The organism is Microbacterium sp. Cr-K20, from assembly GCF_000708325.1.
In the GTDB taxonomy this organism is placed as follows: domain Bacteria; phylum Actinomycetota; class Actinomycetes; order Actinomycetales; family Microbacteriaceae; genus Microbacterium.
In genome coordinates this window covers 1-23,962 of sequence record NZ_JARE01000001.1, presented here as the reverse complement: position 1 = coordinate 23,962, position 23,962 = coordinate 1, and the positions used below count along the sequence as shown (strand labels likewise).

Genomic DNA, 23,962 nt, shown 5'->3' with positions numbered 1-23,962 from the left:
GCGGCGTCAGGCGCGTCGACGCCACCGCAGTCGGGTGATCAGCACGCCGAGCAGGCACAGCGCGCCGCCGAGGAACATGAGCGGCGTGGGCACCTCGCCGAGGATGGCCCACGACATCAGGATCGCGATGGCCGGGACCACATAGGTGGTCGCCGAGGTCTGCCCCGCGGTGCTGCGCTGCAGCACGTACGCCCAGGTCGTGAAGGCGACCGCGGTCGGGAAGATGCCGAGGTACACGACCCACAGCGTCGCATCCAGCGGGGCGGTCTGGAGCGATCCGATGAGGGGCCCGATCCAGGGCAGCAGCGCGATGGTGCCGACGCCCGCCCCGAGCCAGGTCAGGGTCGTCGGATCGACGCCCGAGGTGAGCAGGCGCTTCTGCACGAGCGTGCACCCGGCGTACATGACCGCGGCGAGGAGGGCGAGGAGCAAGCCGGTGATGTCTGGCCCCGCGCTCGTCGACGAGTTCATGCCGATGAGCACGACGCCGAGGAAGGCGATCGGCGCCCCGATCACGAGCGGCTTCGGAAACCCCTCGCGCAGGAACAGGCCGCTGAAGACCACGACCATGAGGGGTGCGAGGTTGACGACCATCGCGGCGGTGCCCGCGTCGAGTGTGAGTTCCGCGCTGTTGAGGGCGAGGTTGTAGACGCAGAACCAGCCGACCCCCCACACCGCGATGAGCAGCCAGTGGCGACGAGCGGGAATGCGGATGCCGTGCCGTACCGCGATGATCGTCAGCACGACGGTGCCGACCGCCATCCGCAGCAGCGCCAGTGCTCCGGGGTCGTAGTGCGGGCCTGCGCCGCGGATGCCGATGAAGGCGGACGCCCAGAGCACCACGGTGACCAGTGCGGCGATGAGCACGAGCGCGCCCTGCTTCTTCGGTGCTCCGGTATCGGTGCGGATCCCGGGGTCGCCGGATGTGGCTCGTGACATCCTCCGATCCTCGCAGGGGCATCCGACATCGGGCGAGCCGTCGGAGTGCCAACCGCCGTCGCTTTCCCGCCGGTCTGCAGGAGGCGTCCGGAAGGGCGTAGGGGAACCCTTCGATAGGATGGGACCGCCCGAAGAGGGCCAGCTCATCGGCCGGTGCAAACCCGGCGAAAGCCAGGGGGATACCCATGCCAGGAATCGTTATCGTCGGCGTGCAGTGGGGCGACGAAGGAAAGGGCAAGGCCACCGATCTTCTCGGTGAGCGCACCGACTGGGTGGTGAAGTTCAACGGCGGCAACAACGCCGGGCACACCGTCGTCGTCGGCGACGAGAAGTACGCCCTGCACCTGTTGCCCTCCGGCATCCTCTCTCCCGGCGTGACGCCCGTGATCGGCAACGGCGTGGTCGTCGACCTCGAGGTGCTGTTCTTCGAGCTCGAGGCGCTCTCCGCCCGTGGCATCGATGTGTCGCGGCTCAAGGTCAGCGCCAACGCGCACATCATCACGCAGTACCACCGCACGCTCGACAAGGTCACCGAGCGCTTCCTCGGCAAGCGCATGATCGGCACGACCGGTCGCGGCATCGGTCCGGCATACGCCGACAAGATCAACCGCGTCGGCATCCGCGTGCAGGACCTGTTCGACGAGAACATCCTGCGCCAGAAGGTCGAGGGCGCGCTCGACCAGAAGAACCACCTGCTGGTGAAGATCTTCAACCGTCGCGCGATCACCGCCGACGAGGTCGTCGAAGACCTGCTCTCCTACGCCGAGCGGCTGCGGCCGATGGTCGCCGACACCGGCTACCTGATCGCCGAGGCGCTCGACCGCGGCGAGGTCGTCGTGTTCGAGGGCGGCCAGGCCACCATGCTCGACATCGACCACGGCACGTACCCGTTCGTGACCTCGTCCTCTGCCACGGCCGGAGGCGCGGCGACCGGCGCGGGCGTCGGCCCCGGTGCGCTCGACCGCATCGTCGGCATCGTCAAGGCGTACACGACCCGCGTGGGCTCCGGCCCGTTCCCGACCGAGCTCTTCGACGAGCAGGGCGAGTGGCTGCGCAAGCAGGGCTTCGAGTTCGGCACCACCACCGGCCGTCCGCGCCGGGTCGGCTGGTACGACGCACCCATCACCCGCTACGCGACGCGCATCAACGGCATCACCGACCTCGTGCTCACCAAGCTCGACATCCTCACCGGTCTCGAGCAGATCCCGGTGTGCGTGGCCTATGACGTCGACGGCGAGCGGTTCGACGAGGTGCCGGTCAACCAGACCGACTTCCATCACGCGAAGCCGATCCTGGAGTACTTCCCCGGCTGGAGCGAGGACATCTCTGTCGCACGCACGTTCGAGGACCTGCCGAAGAACGCACAGGACTACGTGCTGGCGCTCGAGAAGATGAGCAACACCCGTATCTCGGTGATCGGGGTCGGCCCCGAGCGCGACCAGGTCGTCGTCCGCCACGGCCTGCTCGACTGACCCGGCGCTCCATGACGAGGTTCTGGCTCGGCGGCTACGGCCCCGGTATGGACGGTCAGGCCGAGGGCATCGGCCTGCTCGCGGGGGATGAGGGCCGTGAGGCCAGCACACTCGCCTACCGCGGTGCCGTGACCGAGACGCCGTCGCCGTCGTGGCTCGCACAGCATCCGTCCCTCGATGTCGTCTACGCGGCGCTCGAGGGGGACGCGGCCGTGCAGGCGTTCGTCCGCACCGGTGAGGGGGTGCTCGCTCCGCTGGGCGCGCCCGCGGCGGTCGGACAGTACGTGTGTCACGTGGCGGTCGCCCCGAACGGCTCGGCGCTGGTCGCCAGCTGCTACGGCGACGGCCGCGTGGTGCGGTTCGACCTCGACGAGGAAGGCCGCATCCTGCCTCCGAAGCCGGATGCCGCCGCAGCTCTCCGCGCGGCCCTGTTCGGCGACGACGTGGACCCGGATGCTCCGGCCGCGACCCCTCCCGGTGACGGCGTCGCGGCGATCGATCCATACGCGGTCGGCGGCGACCGCGTCTCGCACGCGCACGCCGCGGTGTTCCTGCCCGACGGCCGCATCGCCACGACCGACCTCGGATTCGACCTCGTGCGGTTCTGGCGGCAGAGCGGCACCGGTCTGACCCTCGATCACGAGGTCGTGCTGCCCCTCGGTACCGGACCGCGGCACATGGTCATGCACCCCAGTGGGCACCTGCACGTGGTGACGGAGTACTCGTGCGAGGTGTTCACGCTCGCCCGCGCGGCGAACGGCACCTGGAGTGTCGTGTCGGTGACCATGGCGAGCCCGATCGCCGAGGTGGGCACGGACTTCCCGGCCGAGCTCGCCCGCACTCGCGACGGGCACTTCCTCTACACGGCCCTGCGCGGCAGCAACACCATCGCGGCGCTGCGGGTGCGCGGCGGAGGTGAGGCCCTCGAGTCGGTCGCGCTCGCCGATGCGGGCGTGGACTGGCCGCGCCACCACCTGGTGCACGAGGGCAAGCTGCTCGTCGCCGGACAGCGCTCCGACACGATCACGCTGCTCGACCTCGACGAGCGCACGGGCGCGCCCCTCGGCATCCGTCATGAGGCGCAGGTCCCGACGCCGACGCACTTCCTGCCGGTGCGCTGAAGCCCCGCGGTCGCACTCGCGAAACCCGCGCTTGACCTCGACCTCACTTGAGGTTCTAGCGTCGTCTCCATGACCACAGAGACCGGGCAGACGCCCGCGCCGGCCGCCCCCGCACCGCGCATCCTGAACAGCGAGTACGTCTGGATCACCATCGGCGCGTGCGCGCTCGTGTTCCTCGGGGCGTTCGAGTCCCTGGCCGTCACCACCGTGATGCCGACGGTGAGCGCCGATCTCGGCGGTGAGCGGCTGTACGCACTCGCATTCGCCGGCCCCCTCGCCACCGGGGTCATCGGCATGGTGATCGCGGGGAACTGGGCCGATCGTCGCGGACCGGTGGCCCCGCTCTACACGGCAGTGGCGATGTTCGTGTTCGGGCTGCTCGTCGCGGGGCTCGCGCCGAACATGGAGGTCCTCGTGGCGGGCAGGTTCGCGCAGGGGCTCGGCAGCGGAGGGCTCATGGTCGCGCTCTACGTCGTGGTCGCCCGGGTCTACCCGCAGGCGCTGCACCCGGCGATCTTCGCCGGGTTCGCGGCCGCCTGGGTCATCCCTTCCCTCATCGGACCGACGGTGGCGGGAGCGGTGACCGAGCTCTGGAGCTGGCACTGGGTCTTCCTCGGTGTCGTCATCCTCGTGCTCGTCGCGCTGCTCATGGTCATCCCCGCCCTGCGTGGGCTCGCGAACGACGGCGATCCGTCGACGCCCTGGGCTTTCGGGAGGCTCGGCTGGTCGGTGCTGGCCGCCGTCGCCGTGCTCGCGTTGAACCTGGTCGGCGACATCCCCGGGGTCGGCCCGGTGCTGGCACTCCTCGCCGTGGTCGTCGCCCTGATCGCGGTGCGTCCACTGGTCCCGCGCGGCACCCTTCGCGCCCGGCGCGGGCTGCCCTCGGTCATCCTCGTCCGCGGGGTGGCGGCCGCCGCGTTCTTCGGCGCACAGGTCTACCTGCCCTATCTGCTGACCGATCGCTATGAGCTCTCACCGACGCTCGCGGGACTCTCCCTCACCGGCGGCGCGCTCGCCTGGTCTCTCGCCGCGACGGTGCAGGGGCGGATGGGCGTGCGGCTCTCGAGTGTGACGGCCGTGCAGGTGGGCACGATCCTGGTGCTGGTCGGCATCCTGCTGATCGTCGCGACCGCCGGGCTCGGCTGGAACGCCCTGATGGTCGCGGTCGCCTGGGTGGTGGCCGGTATGGGCATGGGCCTGATGAGCCCACGGACCAGCGCTCTGACCCTCGCGATGTCGACGCCCGCGGATCAGGGCTTCAACAGCGGTGCCATGACGGTCGCCGATTCGTTCGGCAGCGCCATGGCCCTGGCCGTCACCGGGACCCTGTTCACGGCGCTCGCGGCCGCGGATCCGTTCCTCGGGGTGTTCGTGCTGGCGGCCGTCGTCGCCTTCGCGGCGGCGGTCCTCGCGCCGCGGATCAGTAGTCGGAGCGGCGGATCGGCTGCGGCTGCGGTCGGCGAGGAGTCGGCGGTCGGATGATCGCGCCCGTGGCGGACGCCGTCGCGCGATGATTTGCGCGAGAGCGACGGCATCCGTACTCTGATGAACGGTGTTCAGGTGAACACCGTTCAGGAAGGATGAGCGATGACCGACTCCCCCCGTGACACCAGCGCTACTCTCGGCCGGGTGGCCGTGTTCGCCGCCCTCATCATCGTGCTCGGCACGGTCGTGGTCCCGCTTCCCGGCGGAGTGCCCATCACCGGTCAGACGCTCGGGGTCATGCTGGCGGGGCTCGTGCTCGGTCCGCGCGTCGCACCGTGGTCGATCGCCGTCGTGCTGGCGCTCGCCGCGGTCGGACTCCCCGTCCTGGCCGGAGGCCGCGGCGGCCTCGGCGTGTTCGTCGGACCGACCGTGGGCTACATGATCGGCTGGATCGCCGGCGTCGTGGTGATCGGACTCATCCTGCGTACCGGGCGCTTCACCTGGTGGCGTGCCGCCGTGGCCGCCCTCGTCGGCGGGGTGCTCGTCGTGTACGCGTTCGGCATCCCGGTGCAGGCGCTCGTCACCGGCGTCCCGCTCGACCTCACCGCGCTGTCGAGCCTGGCCTTCCTCCCCGGAGACCTGATCAAGGTGACCGCCGCCACCCTCGTCGTGGTCGCCCTGCGTCGCGCCTACCCGCGCGCCTTCGCCGACAGTCGTCCGGTGCGGGAACCCGTCGCCGCCTGACGCGCACGCCGCGGCATCCGGTCTCGCTCCGGTCCATCTGTCGGACCGACGCACGGGTGTCGGACGACACGCCGGGTATCCGTCCGACATTCGTGCATCGGTCCGACAAGTGAACCCGCCGACCCCGTCCGCCCCGTCGGCACCATCGGCCCGGCACCCGGTCGCTCCACCTTGCCCGCCGCGCCGTCGGGAACAACTCACCCGTGACTCGGCGTTGCTCTTGAGCGAGACTGGGCGACGGAACCGACGACCCGGGCGACGAGAGGTGCGACGCATGACTGCTGCGGAGAAGACCGACGAATACGACCTGATCGTCCTGGGCGGAGGTCCTGTCGGCGAGAACGTCGCCGACCGTGCCGTGCAGGGTGGGCTCACCGCGATCATCGTGGAGAGCGAGCTCGTCGGAGGGGAGTGCTCCTACTGGGCGTGCATGCCGTCGAAGGCGCTGCTGCGTTCGGCCCAGGCCCTCCGCGCGGCGCAGCACGTGGCCGGCGCCTCTCAGGCGGTCACCGGAAAGCTCGACGTGCGAGCCGTCTTCGACCGCCGCGACTCGTTCACCAGCAACTGGTCGGATGACGGTCAGGTGAAGTGGCTCGATTCGGCCGGCATCGACCTGGCCCGCGGCCACGGCAGGCTCACGGGCGAGCGCGAGGTGACGGTGACGGATGCCGATGGCACCGAGCGCGTGCTCCGGGCCCGGCACGCGGTCGCGATCAGCACCGGATCGGATGCCGTCATCCCGCCCATCGACGGACTCCGCGAGGCCTCCCCGTGGACGAGCCGCGAAGCGACGAGCGCCGAGGAGTTGCCGGAGAGCCTGGCCGTGATCGGCGGCGGCGTGGTGGCCGTCGAGATGGCGACCGCGTACGCCGCGCTCGGCTCGACCGTGACCGTGATCGCCCGCAGCGGTCTGCTCGGGGGGATGGAGCCCTTCGCCGGCGAGCGGGTGGCCGCGGGGCTGAAGGAACTCGGCGTCGACGTGCGCACCGGAACCGGCACCACGTCGGTCCGCCGCGGGCCCGATGGCGTCACGATCACCCTCGACGGCGGCGAGGAGATCACCGCGACCGAGGTGCTCGCCGCGACAGGGCGCGCGCCGCGCAGTGGAGACATCGGCCTCGACACCGTCGGCCTCGAACCGGGTCGCTGGATCAAGACGGACGACACGCTGCGGGTTCCCGGCTCCGACTGGCTGTACGCGGTCGGCGACGTGAACGGACGCGTGCTGCTCACGCACCAGGGCAAGTATCAGGCGCGGGCCGCCGGTGACGTGATCGTCGCCCGCGCGAAGGGTGCCGACATCGACGATGCACCGTGGGGCCGCCACGTCGCCACCGCGGATGAGGCCGCCGTCCCGCAGGTCACGTTCTCGATCCCCGAGGTCGCCTCGGTCGGACTCACCGAGGCCGCTGCGCGCGAGGCGGGGAAAGAGGTGAAGGTCGTCGACTACGACCTGGGCTGGGTCGCCGGCGCGAGCCTCTACGAAGACGGCTTCGAGGGCCAGGCTCGCCTCGTGATCGACACCGAGCGCGACGTCGTGCTCGGTGCCACGTTCGTCGGTCCTGAGGTGGCGGAGCTCGTGCACGCCGCGACGGTGGCGATCGTGGGCGAGGTTCCGATCGCCCGCCTGTGGCACGCGGTGCCGTCGTACCCGACCGTGAGCGAGATCTGGCTGCGGCTGCTGGAGGGCTACGGACGCGATTCCGCCTGATCCGCACGGCGGCAATCCGTTCGGGGAAGGGCGCCGAACAGCATCCGGGATTGTTTCTCACATTGACGGCCCGCGCGCAACCCGTCGGACCGATGTCCCCACCGTCTTATACGCTCGAACCCACATCCGAGGAGGCAGGACCATGAAGGCTGTACTCGCAGGAACCGTCATCGCCGAGGCCGACGAGAGCGAGCTCGTCCGCATCGAGGGGAACTGGTACTTCCCACCCGCATCCGTCGCGCCCGGCGCGCTCGTCGAGAGCCCCACGCCGTACACCTGTCCGTGGAAGGGCGCCGCGCAGTACTACTCGGTGCAGACCGAGGGCGAGCTCCACACCGACTACGCCTGGTCGTATCCGAACCCGTATCCCTCGGCGTTCGAGCGTGTGGGCACGGACTTCTCGGGATACGTGGCCTTCGACCCCCGCGTCGAGGTCGGACCGTAGTCCCACCTGCCTTCGCATCGATCGACCGACTGGAGACCAGCCCATGATCGAGTTCCGCAACGTCACGAAGCGGTTCCCCGACGGCACCCTCGCCGTCGACGACTTCAGTCTGGTGCTGCCGTCGCGCAAGACCACCGTCTTCGTCGGTTCCTCCGGCTGTGGCAAGACCACCCTGCTCCGGATGATCAACCGGATGGTCGAGCCGACCTCCGGCGACGTCGAGATCGACGGCGAGAGTGTGCTGGTCGGCGACCCGGTCGCGCTGCGTCGGCGCATCGGCTACGTCATGCAGAACTCCGGCCTCATGCCGCACTTCACGGTCATCGACAACGTGGCCACCGTCCTGCGGCTGACCGGGGTGAAGCGAGCCGCGGCCCACCAGCGGGCACGCGAGCTGCTCGACACGGTCGGCCTCGACCAGTCGCTCGCCGAGCGCTACCCGAGCCAGCTCTCCGGTGGTCAGCAGCAGCGCGTCGGTGTGGCCCGCGGACTCGCAGCCGACCCCAACATCCTGCTTATGGACGAGCCCTTCGGTGCGGTTGACCCCATCGTGCGCGCCGACCTGCAGCAGGAGACCATCCGCCTGCAGCACGAGCTCGACAAGACGGTCGTGTTCGTCACACACGACATCGACGAGGCGTTCCTGCTCGGTGACCAGGTCGTCATCCTCGACAAGGGCGCGCGCATCGTGCAGGTGGGCAGCCCGAGCGAGATCATCGAGAACCCGGCAGACGACTTCGTGGCCGCCTTCATCGGCGCCGATCGCGGCAAGCGGGCGCTGCACCTCAAGCAGACGCCACGCGGCACCGTGGTGGTCGATTCCGACGGTCGCACCCAGGGCGCGATCGTCGACGTGCCGGATGCCGTGACCGACGCTCTGCTGAGCGAGGAGAGCGTGACGAAGGGCGCTCCGTGAACTGGGTCGTCGACAATCTCGGCCTCATCCTCGAGCTGACCGCGATCCACCTGCAGCAGAGCGCGATCGCGATCGTGCTCGGTTTCGTCCTGTCGCTGCCGCTCGGGTGGCTCGCCTGGCGCTATCAGCTGGTGAAAGGGCCCGTCATCGTCCTCACCGGGCTGCTCTACACGATCCCCTCGCTGGCGCTGCTGATCCTCCTGCCGTCCGTCGCGGGCTACCCCGCCCGCAGCCCGATCAACCTCATCATCGGCCTGACCATCTATGCGGTCGCGATCCTGGTGCGTGCGGTCTCCGACGGCCTGGACTCGGTCGACCCCGCGATCAGGCAGTCCGCCACCGCGATGGGCTACGGCGGGTTCCGGCGGTTCTGGACGGTCGACTTCCCGCTCGCGGGCCCCGTGGTCCTCGCCGGGCTCCGGGTGGCCGCCGTCAGCACCATCTCCCTCGCCACCGTCGGCATCCTGGTCGGCGTCACCAACCTCGGCTACCTGTTCGAGAACGGCCTGCAGCGTCGCATCCTCGCCGAGGTGTTCGCCGGCGTCGTCGCGGTCGTCGTGATCGCGCTCGTGATCGACCTGCTGCTCCTGCTGTTGGGCCGCGCCCTGATGCCGTGGACCCGCGCGGCGAAGACGCCGTCGGCCGCTCGTCGAGCCGTGAGCATGGGGGCGGCCGCATGAACGTGTTCACGGACGCCCTCGCCTGGCTCTTCTCCCCCGACCGGTGGGAGGGGACGTATGCGCTGCCGGTCCTGTTCGGCCAGCACATGTACTACACGCTGATCTCGGTGGTGATCGCCGCGGTCATCGCCGTTCCGATCGGCTGGCTCATCGGGCACACCGGGCGCGGACGGGAGGTCGCCGTCGCGGTCTCCGGTGCGGCGCGTGCGATCCCGTCGTTCGGACTCCTGGTGCTGCTCGTGCTGCTGCTCGGCGTGCTCCGCATCCCCGAAGCCGCGATCATCACGTTCGTCCTGCTCGCGATCCCCTCGCTCCTCGCGGGTGCCTACACGGGCCTCGAGGCCATCGACCGGCGGGTGCTCGACTCGGCGCGCTCCATGGGGATGACCGAATGGCAGGTGTTCTGGAAGGTGGAGGTGCCCCTCGGTCTGCCGCTCCTCGTCGGCGGCATCCGCTCCGCGCTCCTCCAGGTGATCGCCACCGTGACGATCGCCGCCTACGTGAACCTCGGTGGTCTCGGCTGGCCGATCATCCAGGGCATCCCGCTGCGCAAGTTCGATCAGGTGCTCGGCGGGGCGATCCTCGTCGCCGTCCTCGCGCTGGCCGTCGACCTGATCTTCGCGCTCCTCCAGCACGCCGCCGTCCCAGCGGGTGTGCGAGCCGCACCGCGGAAGCGCCGCTCGCGCACCGCCCTCAAGGCCGCGGCCGCAGCGCCCGCCTGACATCGACCCACAGCATCCATCCCGTTGTCCCAGAGAAGAGGAAGTCCCATGTTCACAGCACGAAAGTCACGACTCGCCCTCGCCGGTGGCGTCTCGCTCGCCGCGGCGCTCGTCCTCGCCGGCTGCACCAGCAGCAACCCGCTCGACGCTCCCACCGATGACGCAGGCTCCGGCGACGAGACCATCGTCATCGGCTCGCAGGCGTACTACTCGAACGAGATCATCGCCGAGATCTACTCGCAGGCGCTCGAGGGTGCCGGCTTCACGGTCGACGAGCAGTTCAACATCGGTCAGCGCGACGCGTACATGCCCGATGTCGAGTCCGGCGCGATCGATGTCTTCCCGGAGTACACCGGCAGCCTGCTGGAGTACATCTCGGACGACGACATCGACGTCACCGCGCCGGACGAGGTCTACGAGGCGTTGAAGGAGGCCCTGCCCGAAGGTCTGACGGCTCTCGACTTCGCCGAGGCTTCGGATCAGGACACGTACACGGTGCTGAAGAGCTTCGCGGAGGCCAACGGCCTCACCTCCATCGGCGATCTCGCCAAGGTCACGTCGGAGGTGACGATCGGTGCGGCTCCCGAGTTCGAGGCGCGTCCGTACGGGCCCGCAGACGCGAAGGAGACCTACGGGGTCGACCTGAAGTTCTCGGCGACCGGCCCGACCACACTCGAGTCGCTGCTCGCCGGCAAGATCCAGGTCGCTGACATCTACACGGCCGACCCGGCATTCCAGACGGAAGACATCGTGGCCCTGGAAGACCCGGAGAACCTGATCATCTCGTCGAACGTGGTGCCGATCGTCTCGAGCGACGTCGCCGACGAGGTCTCCGATGTGCTCAACGCGATCAGCGCGAAGCTCACGGCCGACGAGCTCGTCGCCCTGAACGTGCAGAGCACGGTCGACCAGAAGTCGGCATCCGACATCGCCAAGCAGTGGCTGGCGGACAACGACCTCTGAGTCGCTGAGACAGAAGCGCCCGGCCCCGTGAGGGGTCGGGCGCTTCTTCGTCTCGGGCGGTCAGATCCTGGCGTCCTGTTTCGGCACGAGCACCTGTTTGATGATGATGAGGATGGATGCCGTGACCGGCACGGCCACGAGCGCGCCGAGCAGCCCCAGCAGGGTGCCACCTGCGAGGGCGCCGATCACCACGAGCGAACCGGGGACCGAGACCGCCCGGTTCATCACGCGCGGAGTGATCACGTAGGCCTCGATCTGCATGTAGACGAGGTAGATCGCGGCGAAGACGAGCGCGGCGATCGGATTGCTGAAGAGGGCCAGGCAGGTGCCGAGGATCCAGAACAGCACGGAACCGACCAGCGGGATGAGGGTGACGCAGAACGCGATCGCCGCCATCAGGGGCGGGAACGGCAGGCCGAGGAAGAAGTAGAGCAGGAACGCCAGCGTCGCATTGCAGAACGCGAGCACGACCATGCCCATCACGTATCCGCCGACCGAGTCGGTGATCTGGTCGGTGATGTCGCCGGCGCGAGCGCGATCGCGGGCCGGGGCGAGACGCAGCATCCCCTGCTTCATGGCGGGGAGGGAGGCGAGGAAGTACAGCGTCAGAACGAGAACGATGATGGCGCCGGAGATGCCGGTCGCGATCGAGGCGCCGACCGCCAAGGCGCCGCCGCCGATCGTCGCCAGGTTGCCGAAGTCGGTCAGGAACGACTGCACCTCGGCCACGAGGTCCTGGAACTGGTCGCCGAACTGGGCTTCGAGCGTCGCGTAGACGTCACTGCCGGTGAAGTCCTTGATCATGCCGGGCACGGAGCGCACGAAACTCGCGATCTGATCGATCACGACCGGGAGGATCATCCACAGCACGAGTGCCACCACGACGATGAGGCTCAGGATCACGACGACGACCGACAGCACCCGTGAGACGCCGCGCCTCTCCAGGAACCGGACGGCGGGGTCGAGGCCGAGCGCGCCGAAGAGCGCGAGGGCGATGTAGATGAGCACGGTCGACAGGCTCGTGAGAGCGAGGCCGATCACGATCGCGCCGAGGCCGCCGAGTGTCACGAGGAAGCCGAACACGAAGGGGCGGTCGATGCGCGTCCAGAAGGAGCGACTCGGTGTCATCGGCTCGATCACGACCGGGCGGGCGATGGCGGGGGCGGCTGACGAGACCTCGGATGCCGGCGCGGTTCGGCGGGAAGACGCAGAAGCCGTGGTGTCGCTCGCGACCGCCGCGTCGTTCACAGCGGGACTCGGTGCGGCGCCGTCGAGGGGCGCGGAGGCGGGCGACTCTTCGTTGCTCATGTGCTCACGATAGCGGTGCGGCAGGTCGAAATCCGGGTGTTCCGCGGCTCTAGAGTAGGGGCATGACCGCCGCCGAGGACCCGAAGGCCGAACTGCTCCGACTTCGCGCCACCATCGACAACATCGACGCTGCACTGATCTTCATGCTGGCCGAGCGCTTCCGCGCGACCCAGCAGGTCGGGCACCTGAAGGCCGATCACGAGATGCCGGCGTCCGACCCGAATCGGGAGGAGCAGCAGGTCGCGCGACTGCGGGCTCTGGCCGAGGAGGCCCACCTCGATCCGGAGTTCGCGGAGAAGTGGTTCAACTTCGTGGTGGCCGAGGTGATCCGCCACCACACCGAAGCGGCCGAGGGCCGCTGAAGGAGGTGCCGGACGGGCGACGGTGTGTGCAGCACTCGCCCGTCCGGAGCTTGAGGTTCATTGACCAACTAAGTTCAATGAATAAACTTAGGGAGAGACTACGGATCGCGCCACGATCTGTCAACAGCTCGCCACCGACGGGCTCGGAAACGGGAACACATGCTCAACGCGGATGACAGCCTCGACACCCAGGCATCGGTACGACGCGCGAACCTGCGCCGAGCGCTGCAGCTCGTCTTCCGCAATCCGGGCACCCAGACGCGGGCAGGCATCGCGAGGTCGACCGGGCTGACCGCGGCCACCGCGTCGTCCCTGGTCGCCGAGCTCATCGAGGATCGACTGATCGTCGAGGGGGAGCAAGCCGCGAGCACAGGCGGCAAACGCGCGACCACCCTCAGCGTCGATGCGAGCCACCACCTGATCCTGGTCCTGGTGATCCAGCCGCTCCACGCGCAGATCGCCCTCGTCGCGCTCGACGGGACGGAGCTCGAGATGCGGCGGGTGGGCTACAGCATCGAGGAGCGCGACCGCTCGCTCGACGAGGCGCTGACCACCGTCGCCGGCGAGTTCGGCGGGAGACTGCTCGCCGCGGGGGTACAGCTCCCGGGGACGACGGACGGCCGCTCGGTGCTGGAGAGCGTGCAGTTGAAGTGGGAGGGAGTGCCCCTCGCTGAGCGGTTCGAGCGGATTCTCGACGCGCCCGTGCTCCTCATCAACGACGTCGACGCGGAGGCGATCGCGGAAGCAGGGATGGAGGAGTCGCCCAGTGGGTACCGGCTCTTCATCCACCTCGGGGGCGGTGTCGGTGCGGCCGTGACGCTGAACGGCGAGCTCGCGCCCGGCCCCCGCGACCGCGCGGGAGAGATCGGCCACGTGCAGGTGGTGTTCGGCGATGCCGCTCGCCTCTGCCGCTGCGGTCAGCGCGGCTGCCTGGAGTCCGCGGCCGCACTGGGCGCGATGTTGGGCGAGGACTTCTCCGACGCGATGGACGCCTCCGAGATCAGGGCGCTCGCGGCGACAGCCGACGAGGAGCAGCTCGACGAGGGTGCTCGCGCGCTCGCCAGGGCGGTCAAGCTCATCGGCGCGCTCCTCGACCCCACCGAGGTCGTGATCGGCGGACCGGCGACCGAGCTCGGACCGCGCTTCCTCGATCGGGTGCGCCGCGAGACCGAGTACCCCGCCCGCGGTACGACGCAGGTGCCGGTCCGCTACGCCGACCCGCGGGTGTCACTCGCCGCCGGTGCCGCGCAGGTCGCCCTGACCTCGGCCCTCGGCGTGCGTTGGAACCCGCAGCAGCTGCGCGCAGCATCCACTCCCGCCCCTGACCGTCAGCGCATGGCCTGAAGGAGTTCTCACGACACGAAGGTCGGAATCGAGCATCCGGTCCTTCAGAACGTGAGATCTCCTTCGGAGCGCGCATCGCGATCCCCTTCGGAACACGCGCCGACGGGTGCTCAGCCGCCGAACTCGCCGATCAGGATCAGCGGGCTGTGATTCGTGTTGCAGGTGTCGCTGATCGGATCGATCAGGCTCGTGTCCTGCAGCAGCGCTCCGGGCGTGTGGCCGTCGCCCTGCACCCAGGAGAGCAGCGCGGTGAACGGGTCGGACATGGTCGTCTCCGAGGCGCCCGCGAGCGTCTCGAGGTCGACGATCGCCGCGTCGACCCGCCGCGTCCACTCCGCCTGATCGAACGCCTGGTACTCCGTGTACCCGATGTCGGCGTTCGAGAACGCGCTGTAGATGTCGGAGAAGGCATCGCACTCGGTCGTGATCGCCTCGTCGCGGAGGAACTCCGCGGTGGAGAAGTGCGGAGTCGCCGTCCAGGCGACGTCGTTGGTGACCCACACGTTGAGGGTCGGTCCCGTCTCTTCGGTGATCGGCCACACCAGCGCGGTCGTGCCGTCGCAGGTGCCGCTGAGTGTCGCCTGTCCGAGCGTCATCGGGTCACCCAACTCGACGCGGAACGGGCCGCCGCCGTCGCACGTGAAGTCGATCGTCACCGAGCGCATGCCCTCACGAAGCGGGAAGTCGACGCCGGGGAACGGCTCGGTCGGCCCAGTCCCGGAGATCTCGGGGCCGTCCACGCTCACGGAGACCATCGTCTCGCCCGTCGCCGTCGCCGTCGCCGTCGGCGTGGGGTCGGCCTCGGGCTCCGCCGCGGTGCATCCCGCCAGCATCACCACGAGGGCGGCGAATGCGGAGGCGGCGCCGAGCGCAGGGCGTGGATGGGGCATGGGACTCCTTCGTCGCGTCTCAGAGATTTCTATCACTGAACGCGCGTGCCCTTCGTCGACCGCGGCCTACTTGACGCTGCCCGCGGTCAGCCCGCCGACCAGGCGCTTCTCGATGAGCATGAACAGGATGACCACCGGCAGGATCGCGACGATCGAGACGCCGAATACGTACTGCCAGCTGGTCTCGTACTGCCCGACGAACTTGGTGAGTGCGACCGACAGTGGCTGGTTCTTGTCGGTCGACAGGATCACGAGGGAGGCCGCGAACTCGTTCCAGCAGGCGACGAACGTGAACACGATCGCGGTGACGATGCCCGGCCACACGAGCGGCAGGTTGATCTTGAACAGCACGGTGAATCGCCCCGCGCCGTCGATCTGCGCGGCCTCGTCGACCTCTTTCGGGATGCCGGCGAAGAAGGAGTGCATGATCCACACGGCGAACGACAGGTTGAAGGCGGCGTTGATGAAGATCATCGCCATCCAGGTGTCGCCGAGCCCGAGCACGGTGAACTGTCGGAACAGACCCGAGGTGAGCACGGCGGGCTGCAGCATCTGCGTGATGATCACGAGGAACAGGAACACCATGCGGCCGGGGAACTTGAACCGGGCCGTGTAGTACGCCGCCGGCAGCGACACCAGTAGCACGAGCAGCGTCGCGAAGACGGCGATGACGATCGTGGAGATCAGGTTGTACGGCAGCGGCGTCTCGGGGGTCGACCACATCGTGATGTAGTTCTCCCAGTGCCACTCCGTGGGGAGGTAGGTCGGGTCCACCGACCGGATCTGCGGCTTCGTCTTCACGGAGCCGAAGAACATGATCAGGTACGGCAGCACGAAGATCGCGAGCACCAGGAATCCGGCCGCCATGCGCAGGATCACGCGGGGGAGCGTCACCTGGTCCTCGGTGTAGCGGCGCTTGCGCCCCGGGATGCGGGGGGCGGCACCGTCGCCGGCGGAGGTCACGAGGGCAGCCTCGGTCACGGTCATGATCAGACCTCCTTCATGGGCTTGACGATCTTCACGTAGGCCGCGACGATCACGATGACGATGAGGAACGCGACCACCGAGAGGGCGCTCGCGACATCGACCTTCTTCTGCAGCTCGATGTACTTGAAGATGAGCGTCATGATCGTGTCGGCGCCGTAGCCCGGTATCGACCCGGTCATCACCTTCAGGATCGGCAGCGAGTTGAACACGTTGATGATGTTGATGAGCACCGCGACCGCCAGCGCGCTGCGCAGTTGCGGGAGGATGATCGACCAGTAGGTGCGGGCCGGGCTCGCGCCGTCCATCTTCGCCGCCTCGATCGCGTCGGCCGGGACCGCCTGGAGTCCGGCGAGGATCGTGTAGGTCGTGAACGGCAGCGATACGAAGATCGCGATCACGATCGACCAGGTGAAGGCCGTCGCGGGGTTCTTGGTCCAGCCGTACCCGACGGCGTCATCCGAGAGCCCGATGTCGTAGAGGAACTTGTTGAAGATCCCGAAATACGGCTCGAGGCTGTAGTAGAAGACCATCGTCGTCATGACGACGGATGCCGCCCACGGCACGATGACGGCCATGCGCACGAGCTGGCGTCCGGGGAACGCCTTGTTGAGGATCTGCGCCAGGCCGAGCGAGATGACGACCGTGAACAGCACGACCGACACGACCCACACGATCGTGCGGAAGAAGATCGGCCAGAACTCGGCGAACGTGAAGACCGTGACGAAGTTGTCGAAGCCCACCGATCCCTTGTCGAGGCCCGACAGCGAGATGTCCCGTGTCGAGTTGAAGAACATCACCCCGGCGGGGAAGAACACCACGCCGATGATGAGGAGGAGTGCGGGTGCGATCCAGGGCAGAGCCTGGAGCAGGTCCTTTCCGCCCGGCCTGCCGCGCACGGCATCCGGGGTCTTCCGGGGGCGGGGGCGGCCGGTGCTGGCCGCCCCCGCGAGGTTCGAGGACTCTGTCTTCTGGCTCATTCGGGTACCCGAACCTCTCCGTCAGCGGGCTCAGCCCGCGTCGACCTGCGCCTGGATCTCGGTCAGCACATCCTGCGCCGGCTTCGACTGCAGCTGACCGAACAGCGACTTGAACGCACCGTCGGCGGCGGACCACTTCGGGTTCGTCGACGGGTAGAACTGGGCGTCGGGCAGCACGTCGAGGAACGGCTTGAGGGCCTCCTCGCCGGCGAGCTGCTCGGCACCGGACTTGGTGACGGGCAGGAAGCCTTCGGCCTGCACCCACGGCACGTACACGTCGGCCGAGTAGTAGTAGTCGAAGAACTTGGTGATCGCCTCCTGCTTGTCGCCGTCGTTCTCGAAGGCCATCAGCTGGTCCATGACGCCGAGCGTGAACGGCGAGCCGTCCTTGGTCGGGATCGGGACGATGGAGTAGTCCAGGTCGGGGTTGCCGTCGGCGATCTGGCCGACCGTCGGCGGGAGGCCGACCTGCATGCCGATCTTGCCCTGGATGAAGATGTCCATCAGGGGCGAGCGCTGCGTCGAACCGGGGTCGGCCTGGGTCGCACCGGCGTCGATCATCTTCTTGATCTGCTCGGCGCCGACGAGGTTCTCCGGGGTGTCGATCGTGATCTCGGACTCATCGCCGAACGATCCGCCGCCGCCCCACAGCCACACGGCCGCCTCGGCCTGCGCCTCTTCGGATCCGAGCGGCATGCCGTAGCCGGCGACGCCCCCGCCGAGTGCCGACACCTTGGTCGCGGCATCCAGCAGCGAGTCCCAGTCGGTCGGCGCCTCGACACCGGCCTGCTCGAGCAGCGCGTTGTTGACGAACAGGGCGCGGGCCGACGCGATCATCGGCAGCGCGTAGGCGGTGCCGTCGATCTCGGCGTTCTTCAGGAACGACTCCTGGAAATCGGAGAAGGTCTCCTTCGAGACGACGTCTTCCGTCGGGTAGAGCAGCTCATCGCCGACGAAGCCCGCGAAGGGTCCGCCGTTGTAGATGTCGGGAGCCTCGCCCGCCTGGATCTTGGTGGAGACGACCTTCTCGAGGTTGTCCCAGGACTGCACCTCGAGCTTGACCTTGATGTCGGGGTTGGCCTTCTCGAACCCGTCGATCACGGTCTCCCAGTTCGCCTTGGTGCCGTCGGAGTAGCTGGGGACGAGCAGGTCGAGGGTCGCTGAGCCCTCTTCGCCTCCGCCGTCTCCGGACGATCCGCCGAACCCGCACGAAGCGAGCGAGAGCGTGGCGACGGCCGCAACGGCGGCGGCGCCGAACCGCAGTGACTTCTTCATGTGTATTGCATTCCTCACTGTGAGTGTCCGTCCCTCGGCGGCAGGCCGCTTCGGGAAGGGGGTGTGGTGCACAGTCGCAAGCACATCTCACGCGACAGTGCGTGGTGATCGCTTCGCCGGGTGGCATCCGCGATCGTTCAAGCCGGGGCTCGGGGGTTCTCGGCGACGATCGGAATCGACGACGAGGCGTTGGAACTTGTCCGATTATTTGTCAGGGGAACAAACAAATCAAGGGTAAGTGGGGGTTGTCGTTGTTTTCCGCCATACTATGATTGATTCCGGCCTCAAACAATCACAAGTATGCAACGTCTCGCCAGAAAGGCACCCCGATGACTGAATCGCTTCCCGGCGCGCACATGCGCGAAGAACTCCACTCCCAGCCGCAGATGTGGGCACGGGCTGCCGACCTCACGGCCGAGCAGGGCTTGCTCCCCGCCACCGGTGCGCGGGTCGCGGTCGTCGGCTGCGGCACGTCGTGGTTCATGGCGCAGTCGTACGCCGCTCTCCGCGAGTCCTCGGGGCACGGCGAGACGGATGCGTTCGCCGCTTCCGAGGCGTTCATCGACCGGGGATACGACGCCGTCGTCGCGCTGACACGATCCGGCACGACCAGCGAGGTGCTCGAGCTCGTCGACCGCGTCAAAGGACGCATCCGCACGATCGGTGTCATCGGCGACCCGACGTCGCCGCTCGCGTCGCTCGTCGACGATGCGGTGCTGCTGCCGTTCGCGGACGAGAAGTCCGTGGTGCAGACGCGCTTCGCCACGACGGCCCTCGCCCTGTTCCGTGCCTCGCTCGGCGAAGACCTGTCCGCGGCGATCGCCGATGCCGAAGCCGTGCTCGCGGAGCCCGGCGATGACGAGCTGCGTGACGCCGAGCAGTACACGTTCCTCGGACGCGGCTGGACGATCGGTCTCGCCCACGAAGCCGCTCTGAAGCTGCGGGAGTCGTCGCAGTCGTGGACCGAGGCCTACCCGTCGATGGACTACCGCCACGGTCCGATCGCCATCGCCGCTCCCGGCCGGGTGACGTGGCAGTTCGGCGAGGCTCCGGAGGGGCTCGCCGGCGAGGTGACCGCGACCGGTGCCCGATTCGAGCAGCGGGCGATCGACCCGCTCGCCGACCTCGTGCGGCTGCACCGCACGGCGCTCGACCGCGCGGTGGAGCGTGGGCTCGACCCCGATCAGCCGCGCAACCTCACGCGATCCGTCATCCTGGATGCATGACCCCACTTACGGCCGGAGCCGATGATGATCGACCCTGACGCGGCGGCGGCCGTTCCCGACGTCGAGCGTGACGCGGCGGGAGAGAAGCTCTCCGACGTGCGCGGGCTCGGAGTCGGCGCGCCCGTCCTGGCATTCGACGTGGGCGGAACCGACATCAAGTCGGCGCTGTTCGACGCCGACGGGACGGCGCTCGGGCTCCGTCGCACGCCCACGCCGATCGCCGACGGCGACCGCACGCAGGTGCTGCTCGAGCGGCTCGAGGTGCTGGCCGCCGAGCTCCGCGCGGCGCATCCCGACGTCGTTCCGCAGGCGGCCGGACTCGTGGTGCCGGGGATCGTGGATGCCGAGGCCGGGGTGGGCGTCTTCGCGAGCAATCTGGGCTGGCACGACTCGCCGCTGCGCGACCTCGCCTCCGCTCGCCTGGGCCTGCCCGTGGCCTTCGATCACGATGTGCGGGCGGCGAGCTGGGCGGAGCGTCGCCTCGGCGGTGCCCGCGATTACGCCGACGCCGTCGTGCTCGTGATCGGCACGGGCATCGCCGGCGCCCTGCTCGTGGGCGGTGTGCCGTACACCGCCGGTGGCTACGCGGGCGAGATCGGGCACTCTCCCATCGCGGACGGGCCGATCTGTCCCTGCGGCGCGCGCGGCTGCCTGGAGGCCGTGGCCTCCGCGGGAGCCATCGCGCGGCGCTACCGGGAGGCGACCGGCATCGCACCCGACGGGGCCAAGGACGTGATCGCCCGCGCGGCGGCCGGCGACGAGGTCGCCGCAGAGATCTGGAACTCGGCGCTCGACGCCCTCACGATGTCGCTCGCGCAGCTCACCGCGGTCGTCGCGCCGCAGGCCGTCGTCATCGGCGGAGGTCTGTCCCGTGCCGGCGGTGCGCTCTTCGACGAACTGCGAAGGCGCCTCGCGGACCGGCTCAGCTTCCACCGCATCCCCGTGCTCGTCCCCGCCGAACTCTCCGGCAACGCCGGCCTGCTCGGTGCCGCCCTGCGCGCGAGGGAGCTCACGTGATCCTCACCGTCACCCCCAACCCCGCGCTCGACCTCACCTGGCACATCGATCGGCTCGTCGAGGGCGATACGCACCGGGCGGATGCCGGAGTCGCGCGCGCCGGCGGCAAGGGGCTCAACGTCGCCCGTGTGGCGTACTCCGAAGGAGCGGACGCCCTCGCGGTCACCACGACGGGCGGCCGCGTCGGCGAGGAGTTCGCCGCCGAGCTCCGTGCCAGCGGAGTGCCGCACGCCCTCGTGCCGGTGGCCGCCGAGACGCGGCGAAGCATCGCCGTGGTCGACGAGACCGCCGGCGACACGACGGTCATCAACGAGCGCGGGATCAACCCGACCGACAGCGAGTGGGCCGATCTCCTCGCCGAGGTCGTCGAACGGCTGCCGACTGCGAGGGTTCTCGTCGTCTCGGGCAGTGTGCCCCCGGGCGCCCCGGAGTCGCTGGTCCCGATGCTCATCGCGGTGGGGAAGGACGCCGGAATCCCGGTCATCGCCGACACCTCGGGTCCTGCGCTCTTGCGCGCGGCGGATGCCGGTGCCGACGTGCTGAAGCCCAATGCGGCCGAACTCGTCGACGCCACCGGCATCACCGACCCCGTCGAGGGTGCCCGTTCGCTGATCGCCCGCGGCGTCGGGCTCGTACTGCTCTCGCTGGGCGCCGACGGCATGCTCGCCGTCACCGCCTCCGACCTCGTGCACGCGCGACTCGACGAACCTCTTGCCGGCAATCCCACCGGCGCCGGAGATGCCGGTGTAGCGGCCTGCGCCGTGCTGTACGCGGAGGGCGAGGGCGACCCCGAGCAGATCCTCCGCCGCGCCACGGCCTGGTCCGCTGCCGCGGTGCTCGCCCCGCTCGCCGGGGACATCTCCCCGCGCTGGCGCGAGCTCGAACAGCAGCTGCGCGTCTCGCATCCCGACCCTGAATCGTTCCGGAAGGACCCTTCGTGACCCTCGTCTCCGCTCGCGACCTCGTCTCCGCCGCATCCGCCGCCGGCACGGGGATCGGCGCGTTCAACGTGATCCACCTCGAGACCGCCGAGGGGCTCGTGCGTGCCGCAGCTCTCGCCGAGCTGCCCGTGATCCTGCAGATCTCGCAGAACTGCGCCGACTATCACGGCGGGCTCGAGCCGATCGCTCTGGCCACTCTCGCGGTCGCCCGCCGCGCGCAGACGCCGGTCGCCGTGCACCTCGATCACGCCGAACGGCCCGAGCTGGTCGACGAGGCCATCGCGCTGGGCTTCGGGTCGGTCATGTTCGACGGCGGCGCGCTGCCCTACGACGACAACCTGGCGCTCACGGCATCCGTCGCGGACCGGGCGCACGCGGCCGGGGTCTACGTCGAGGGTGAGCTGGGCGAGGTGGGCGGCAAGGACGGTGCACACGCGCCGGGTGTGCGCACCGATCCCGACGAGGCCCAGGACTTCGTCGCGGCGACGGGTGTCGATGCGCTCGCGGTGGCGGTGGGTTCCTCCCACGCGATGACCGACCGCACGGCGTCGCTCGACCTCGACCTGATCGCGCGGCTGCGAGCGGTGCTGCCCGTTCCGCTCGTCCTGCATGGATCCTCGGGGGTGGCGGATGCCGTGATCGCGGACGCCGTCCGCGCCGGGATGACCAAGATCAACGTCTCCACGCACCTCAACGGCTTCTTCACCCGGGCGGTGCGCGAGAAGCTCGACGCGGATGAGCGGCTGGTCGACTCGCGCAAGTACCTCGCGCCTGCCCGCGATGCGCTCGCCGTCGAGGCTGCCCGCATGCTCCGGCTGTTCGCGCTGCAGGGCACTCGGCGATGAAGCGGGCGGCGCGGCTGAACGCGATCCTCGACCTTCTCGCCGTGAGTGGCGAGGTCACGGTGGAAGACCTGGTGGAGCAGTTCGGAGCCTCGTCGGCCACGACCCGCCGCGACCTCGACACACTCGCCGAGCAGCGGCTGCTCACCCGTACGCACGGTGGCGCCGTGGCACAGGCCGTCGCCTACGAGCTGCCCATCCGCTACAAGAGCCACCTGCGCACGCTGGAGAAGGACAGCATCGCGCAGACCGCGGCGGGCCTCGTCGCCCCCGGCATGGTGGTCGGGCTGTCCGGCGGCACGACGACCACCGCGATCGCGGCGGCACTCGCCGCCCGAGACGACCTGTCCGGCAACGGCGGCATCACCGTCGTCACCAATGCCGTGAACATCGCCGCACAGCTCGCCACGCGGCCCGACATCAAGGTCGTCGTCACCGGTGGCGTCATCCACTCCCGCAGCTACGAGCTCGTCGGTCCGTTCGTCGAACAGCTGCTGCGCGGGGTGCGGCTCGACATCGCCTTCATCGGCGTGAACGGGATGGATGCGGCCGCGGGTGCCACCACGCAGGACGAGCGCGAGGCCGCCGTCAACCGCATGATGGCCGAACGTGCCCGGCGCGCGGTCGTGGTCACCGACGGCAGCAAGCTCGGGGTCGAGGCGTTCTCGGCGGTCGGCGGCGTCGAGCTCTTCCCGACCGTGATCACGGATGCGGGAGCGGATGCGGAGGCGCTCGCCGCGCTGCGCGCCGCCGGCTATGCGGTGCTCGTCGCCTGAGCCGGGACGTTCGGCGACTGGGCCCTCAGCGCACAGCCTGAAGGAGTTCTCGCGTTCTGAAGGACCGATTCGCGCATCCGGTCCTTCAGAACGCGAGAACTCCTTCGAGAGCGGTGCAGTGCCGTGCGGACAGACGTGAGCCCGGACACCCCAAGGGCCCCGACGTCCCCAGATCGTCGAGGCCCTATGAGGGCGCCGCGGCTCCATGCCGCGACACCCCCGAGCAGATGGTGTCCGTGTCGTACTCACGCTCCCCAGCGCGCGTGATATCCCCAGATCCGACTGCGCCTCCCTCGCGCCTCAACCCTTCGAGGCCCTTCGCATGGCACCTTCCGAAGAACAGGAGCGTGCGGCACCGGTTCTGATACACCGAATGGAGAAAAAGATCAGAATCCGTCTCCGTGGCACTGGAACGGGGCGCTGAGACCGGTGTCGACGGTGGCGCGTGCGAGGGCGGCTGAGGGCGTCGCGCCCTCGGACAGGCCGACGTGCACGGCACTCAGCAGCTCGGCCGCCACCTCGTCGGGCACGGCGACCGGGGCGGCGATCACGCAGTCCGCGCCCGCGTGCAGCCACACCCGCGTCATCCCGAGCGCCTCCTCGCCCCAGCGCACCGAGGAACGCCCGAGTTCGCAAGCCGAGAGGATCACGGTCGCGGGGACGCGCGGAATCAGGTCGACGTCATAGCCGAAGAGGATGCCGTCGGCGAGCTCGAAACCCGAGAACAGGGGATTGTCGACCGCGTGCCTGCCGTGCGCCGCGATGTGCAGCACGTCGCTGTCCGACGCGAGTCGGGTGGCCGCCGCCACCGTCGCGTCGCCGCCCTCGAGGATCCGCGTCGTCACACCCCCGCCGTCCCAGGTGTCCGCGGCTCGCCGC

Annotated in this window: 24 protein-coding genes; 17 read left to right on the top strand and 7 right to left on the bottom strand. The window is 69.3% G+C overall.

Annotation, left to right across the window (positions count from 1 at the left end; translation table 11 throughout):
- Positions 1-6: 6 nt before the first annotated feature.
- Positions 7-939: a DMT family transporter gene (locus GZ67_RS0100120; RefSeq protein WP_029263238.1), complete on the bottom strand. Its 933-nt coding sequence runs from the start codon at positions 937-939 to the stop codon at positions 7-9.
- Between the two features lie 185 nt (positions 940-1,124).
- Between GZ67_RS0100120 and GZ67_RS0100115 the strand changes: the two genes are divergently transcribed.
- The 10 genes from GZ67_RS0100115 to GZ67_RS0100070 all read left to right on the top strand — a co-directional run bounded on the left by GZ67_RS0100115 (position 1,125) and on the right by GZ67_RS0100070 (position 11,138).
- Complete coding sequence (locus GZ67_RS0100115; RefSeq protein WP_029263237.1) at positions 1,125-2,411, top strand: adenylosuccinate synthase; 1,287 nt, start codon at positions 1,125-1,127, stop codon at positions 2,409-2,411.
- 11 nt (positions 2,412-2,422) lie between these two features.
- Positions 2,423-3,532: a lactonase family protein gene (locus GZ67_RS0100110; protein ID WP_029263236.1), complete on the top strand. Its 1,110-nt coding sequence runs from the start codon at positions 2,423-2,425 to the stop codon at positions 3,530-3,532.
- A 69-nt stretch (positions 3,533-3,601) separates the two neighbouring features.
- Positions 3,602-5,014 (top strand): MFS transporter, encoded by a 1,413-nt coding sequence (locus GZ67_RS0100105; RefSeq protein WP_051662211.1) that lies wholly within the window; start codon positions 3,602-3,604, stop codon positions 5,012-5,014.
- A gap of 105 nt (positions 5,015-5,119) precedes the next feature.
- A complete protein-coding gene (locus GZ67_RS0100100; RefSeq protein ID WP_029263234.1) occupies positions 5,120-5,701 on the top strand; it encodes a biotin transporter BioY in 582 nt (193 codons plus the stop codon).
- Positions 5,702-5,975: 274 nt separating this feature from the next.
- Positions 5,976-7,412: a dihydrolipoyl dehydrogenase family protein gene (locus GZ67_RS0100095; RefSeq protein WP_029263233.1), complete on the top strand. Its 1,437-nt coding sequence runs from the start codon at positions 5,976-5,978 to the stop codon at positions 7,410-7,412.
- Between the two features lie 142 nt (positions 7,413-7,554).
- A complete protein-coding gene (locus tag GZ67_RS0100090) occupies positions 7,555-7,857 on the top strand; it encodes a DUF427 domain-containing protein (protein WP_029263232.1) in 303 nt (100 codons plus the stop codon).
- A 43-nt stretch (positions 7,858-7,900) separates the two neighbouring features.
- Positions 7,901-8,773: an ABC transporter ATP-binding protein gene (locus tag GZ67_RS0100085; protein WP_029263231.1), complete on the top strand. Its 873-nt coding sequence runs from the start codon at positions 7,901-7,903 to the stop codon at positions 8,771-8,773.
- Positions 8,770-9,453 (top strand): ABC transporter permease, encoded by a 684-nt coding sequence (locus GZ67_RS0100080; protein ID WP_029263230.1) that lies wholly within the window; start codon positions 8,770-8,772, stop codon positions 9,451-9,453. Before GZ67_RS0100085 ends, GZ67_RS0100080 begins: the two co-directional genes overlap by 4 nt.
- Positions 9,450-10,175, top strand: coding sequence for an ABC transporter permease (locus GZ67_RS0100075; RefSeq protein ID WP_029263229.1), 726 nt, complete (start codon positions 9,450-9,452; stop codon positions 10,173-10,175). Before GZ67_RS0100080 ends, GZ67_RS0100075 begins: the two co-directional genes overlap by 4 nt.
- A gap of 48 nt (positions 10,176-10,223) precedes the next feature.
- Positions 10,224-11,138, top strand: a complete 915-nt coding sequence (locus tag GZ67_RS0100070; RefSeq protein WP_029263228.1) for an ABC transporter substrate-binding protein — start codon at positions 10,224-10,226, stop codon at positions 11,136-11,138.
- Positions 11,139-11,198: 60 nt separating this feature from the next.
- On the opposite strand, the gene GZ67_RS0100065 is transcribed toward GZ67_RS0100070, so the two are convergent.
- Positions 11,199-12,446: an AI-2E family transporter gene (locus tag GZ67_RS0100065; RefSeq protein WP_029263227.1), complete on the bottom strand. Its 1,248-nt coding sequence runs from the start codon at positions 12,444-12,446 to the stop codon at positions 11,199-11,201.
- Between the two features lie 62 nt (positions 12,447-12,508).
- Here GZ67_RS0100065 and GZ67_RS0100060 point away from each other — a divergent pair, with 62 nt between their 5' ends.
- Both GZ67_RS0100060 and GZ67_RS0100055 read left to right on the top strand, forming a co-directional pair.
- Positions 12,509-12,808 carry a chorismate mutase gene (locus GZ67_RS0100060; protein ID WP_029263226.1) on the top strand — a complete coding sequence of 100 codons (300 nt, stop codon included), beginning with the start codon at positions 12,509-12,511 and terminating at the stop codon, positions 12,806-12,808.
- A 159-nt stretch (positions 12,809-12,967) separates the two neighbouring features.
- On the top strand, positions 12,968-14,152 hold the full coding sequence (locus GZ67_RS0100055) for an ROK family protein (RefSeq protein ID WP_029263225.1): 1,185 nt from the start codon (positions 12,968-12,970) through the stop codon (positions 14,150-14,152).
- 110 nt (positions 14,153-14,262) lie between these two features.
- On the opposite strand, the gene GZ67_RS19965 is transcribed toward GZ67_RS0100055, so the two are convergent.
- The 4 genes from GZ67_RS19965 to GZ67_RS0100035 all read right to left on the bottom strand — a co-directional run bounded on the left by GZ67_RS19965 (position 14,263) and on the right by GZ67_RS0100035 (position 18,281).
- Positions 14,263-15,042 (bottom strand): hypothetical protein, encoded by a 780-nt coding sequence (locus GZ67_RS19965; protein ID WP_051662210.1) that lies wholly within the window; start codon positions 15,040-15,042, stop codon positions 14,263-14,265.
- Between the two features lie 66 nt (positions 15,043-15,108).
- Complete coding sequence (locus GZ67_RS0100045; RefSeq protein ID WP_029263223.1) at positions 15,109-16,029, bottom strand: carbohydrate ABC transporter permease; 921 nt, start codon at positions 16,027-16,029, stop codon at positions 15,109-15,111.
- 2 nt (positions 16,030-16,031) lie between these two features.
- On the bottom strand, positions 16,032-17,006 hold the full coding sequence (locus GZ67_RS0100040) for a carbohydrate ABC transporter permease (protein ID WP_029263222.1): 975 nt from the start codon (positions 17,004-17,006) through the stop codon (positions 16,032-16,034).
- 30 nt (positions 17,007-17,036) lie between these two features.
- On the bottom strand, positions 17,037-18,281 hold the full coding sequence (locus GZ67_RS0100035) for an extracellular solute-binding protein (RefSeq protein WP_029263221.1): 1,245 nt from the start codon (positions 18,279-18,281) through the stop codon (positions 17,037-17,039).
- Positions 18,282-18,610: 329 nt separating this feature from the next.
- Between GZ67_RS0100035 and GZ67_RS0100030 the strand changes: the two genes are divergently transcribed.
- Genes GZ67_RS0100030 through GZ67_RS0100010 form a run of 5 tightly spaced genes read left to right on the top strand, consistent with a single transcriptional unit; the run spans position 18,611 to position 23,083 of the window.
- Complete coding sequence (locus tag GZ67_RS0100030) at positions 18,611-19,507, top strand: SIS domain-containing protein (protein ID WP_029263220.1); 897 nt, start codon at positions 18,611-18,613, stop codon at positions 19,505-19,507.
- A gap of 24 nt (positions 19,508-19,531) precedes the next feature.
- The gene (locus GZ67_RS0100025; RefSeq protein ID WP_081859824.1) at positions 19,532-20,524 is read left to right on the top strand and encodes an ROK family protein; all 993 of its coding nucleotides are present in this window, start codon (positions 19,532-19,534) and stop codon (positions 20,522-20,524) included.
- Positions 20,521-21,465, top strand: a complete 945-nt coding sequence (locus tag GZ67_RS0100020; protein ID WP_029263218.1) for a 1-phosphofructokinase family hexose kinase — start codon at positions 20,521-20,523, stop codon at positions 21,463-21,465. Before GZ67_RS0100025 ends, GZ67_RS0100020 begins: the two co-directional genes overlap by 4 nt.
- The gene (locus tag GZ67_RS0100015) at positions 21,462-22,310 is read left to right on the top strand and encodes a class II fructose-bisphosphate aldolase (protein WP_029263217.1); all 849 of its coding nucleotides are present in this window, start codon (positions 21,462-21,464) and stop codon (positions 22,308-22,310) included. Before GZ67_RS0100020 ends, GZ67_RS0100015 begins: the two co-directional genes overlap by 4 nt.
- Positions 22,307-23,083, top strand: coding sequence for a DeoR/GlpR family DNA-binding transcription regulator (locus tag GZ67_RS0100010; RefSeq protein WP_029263216.1), 777 nt, complete (start codon positions 22,307-22,309; stop codon positions 23,081-23,083). The genes GZ67_RS0100015 and GZ67_RS0100010 overlap by 4 nt, the downstream gene beginning before the upstream one ends.
- 386 nt (positions 23,084-23,469) lie before the next feature.
- Here GZ67_RS0100010 and GZ67_RS0100005 read toward each other — a convergent pair.
- The coding region (locus tag GZ67_RS0100005) for a CHAT domain-containing protein (protein ID WP_029273721.1) at positions 23,470-23,962 on the bottom strand (493 nt) is incomplete at its 5' end.

Coding starts and splice junctions, on each gene's coding strand:
- GZ67_RS0100090 (WP_029263232.1), top strand. CDS start 7,555: ATGAAGGCTGTACTCGCAGGAACCGTCATCGCCGAGGCCGACGAGAGC.
- GZ67_RS0100010 (WP_029263216.1), top strand. CDS start 22,307: ATGAAGCGGGCGGCGCGGCTGAACGCGATCCTCGACCTTCTCGCCGTG.
- GZ67_RS0100115 (WP_029263237.1), top strand. CDS start 1,125: ATGCCAGGAATCGTTATCGTCGGCGTGCAGTGGGGCGACGAAGGAAAG.
- GZ67_RS0100085 (WP_029263231.1), top strand. CDS start 7,901: ATGATCGAGTTCCGCAACGTCACGAAGCGGTTCCCCGACGGCACCCTC.
- GZ67_RS0100035 (WP_029263221.1), bottom strand. CDS start 18,281: ATGAAGAAGTCACTGCGGTTCGGCGCCGCCGCCGTTGCGGCCGTCGCC.
- GZ67_RS0100070 (WP_029263228.1), top strand. CDS start 10,224: ATGTTCACAGCACGAAAGTCACGACTCGCCCTCGCCGGTGGCGTCTCG.
- GZ67_RS0100030 (WP_029263220.1), top strand. CDS start 18,611: ATGACTGAATCGCTTCCCGGCGCGCACATGCGCGAAGAACTCCACTCC.
- GZ67_RS0100025 (WP_081859824.1), top strand. CDS start 19,532: ATGATCGACCCTGACGCGGCGGCGGCCGTTCCCGACGTCGAGCGTGAC.
- GZ67_RS0100055 (WP_029263225.1), top strand. CDS start 12,968: ATGCTCAACGCGGATGACAGCCTCGACACCCAGGCATCGGTACGACGC.
- GZ67_RS0100065 (WP_029263227.1), bottom strand. CDS start 12,446: ATGAGCAACGAAGAGTCGCCCGCCTCCGCGCCCCTCGACGGCGCCGCA.
- GZ67_RS0100045 (WP_029263223.1), bottom strand. CDS start 16,029: ATGACCGTGACCGAGGCTGCCCTCGTGACCTCCGCCGGCGACGGTGCC.
- GZ67_RS0100100 (WP_029263234.1), top strand. CDS start 5,120: ATGACCGACTCCCCCCGTGACACCAGCGCTACTCTCGGCCGGGTGGCC.
- GZ67_RS0100075 (WP_029263229.1), top strand. CDS start 9,450: ATGAACGTGTTCACGGACGCCCTCGCCTGGCTCTTCTCCCCCGACCGG.
- GZ67_RS0100040 (WP_029263222.1), bottom strand. CDS start 17,006: ATGAGCCAGAAGACAGAGTCCTCGAACCTCGCGGGGGCGGCCAGCACC.
- GZ67_RS0100105 (WP_051662211.1), top strand. CDS start 3,602: ATGACCACAGAGACCGGGCAGACGCCCGCGCCGGCCGCCCCCGCACCG.
- GZ67_RS19965 (WP_051662210.1), bottom strand. CDS start 15,042: ATGCCCCATCCACGCCCTGCGCTCGGCGCCGCCTCCGCATTCGCCGCC.
- GZ67_RS0100060 (WP_029263226.1), top strand. CDS start 12,509: ATGACCGCCGCCGAGGACCCGAAGGCCGAACTGCTCCGACTTCGCGCC.
- GZ67_RS0100095 (WP_029263233.1), top strand. CDS start 5,976: ATGACTGCTGCGGAGAAGACCGACGAATACGACCTGATCGTCCTGGGC.
- GZ67_RS0100120 (WP_029263238.1), bottom strand. CDS start 939: ATGTCACGAGCCACATCCGGCGACCCCGGGATCCGCACCGATACCGGA.
- GZ67_RS0100110 (WP_029263236.1), top strand. CDS start 2,423: ATGACGAGGTTCTGGCTCGGCGGCTACGGCCCCGGTATGGACGGTCAG.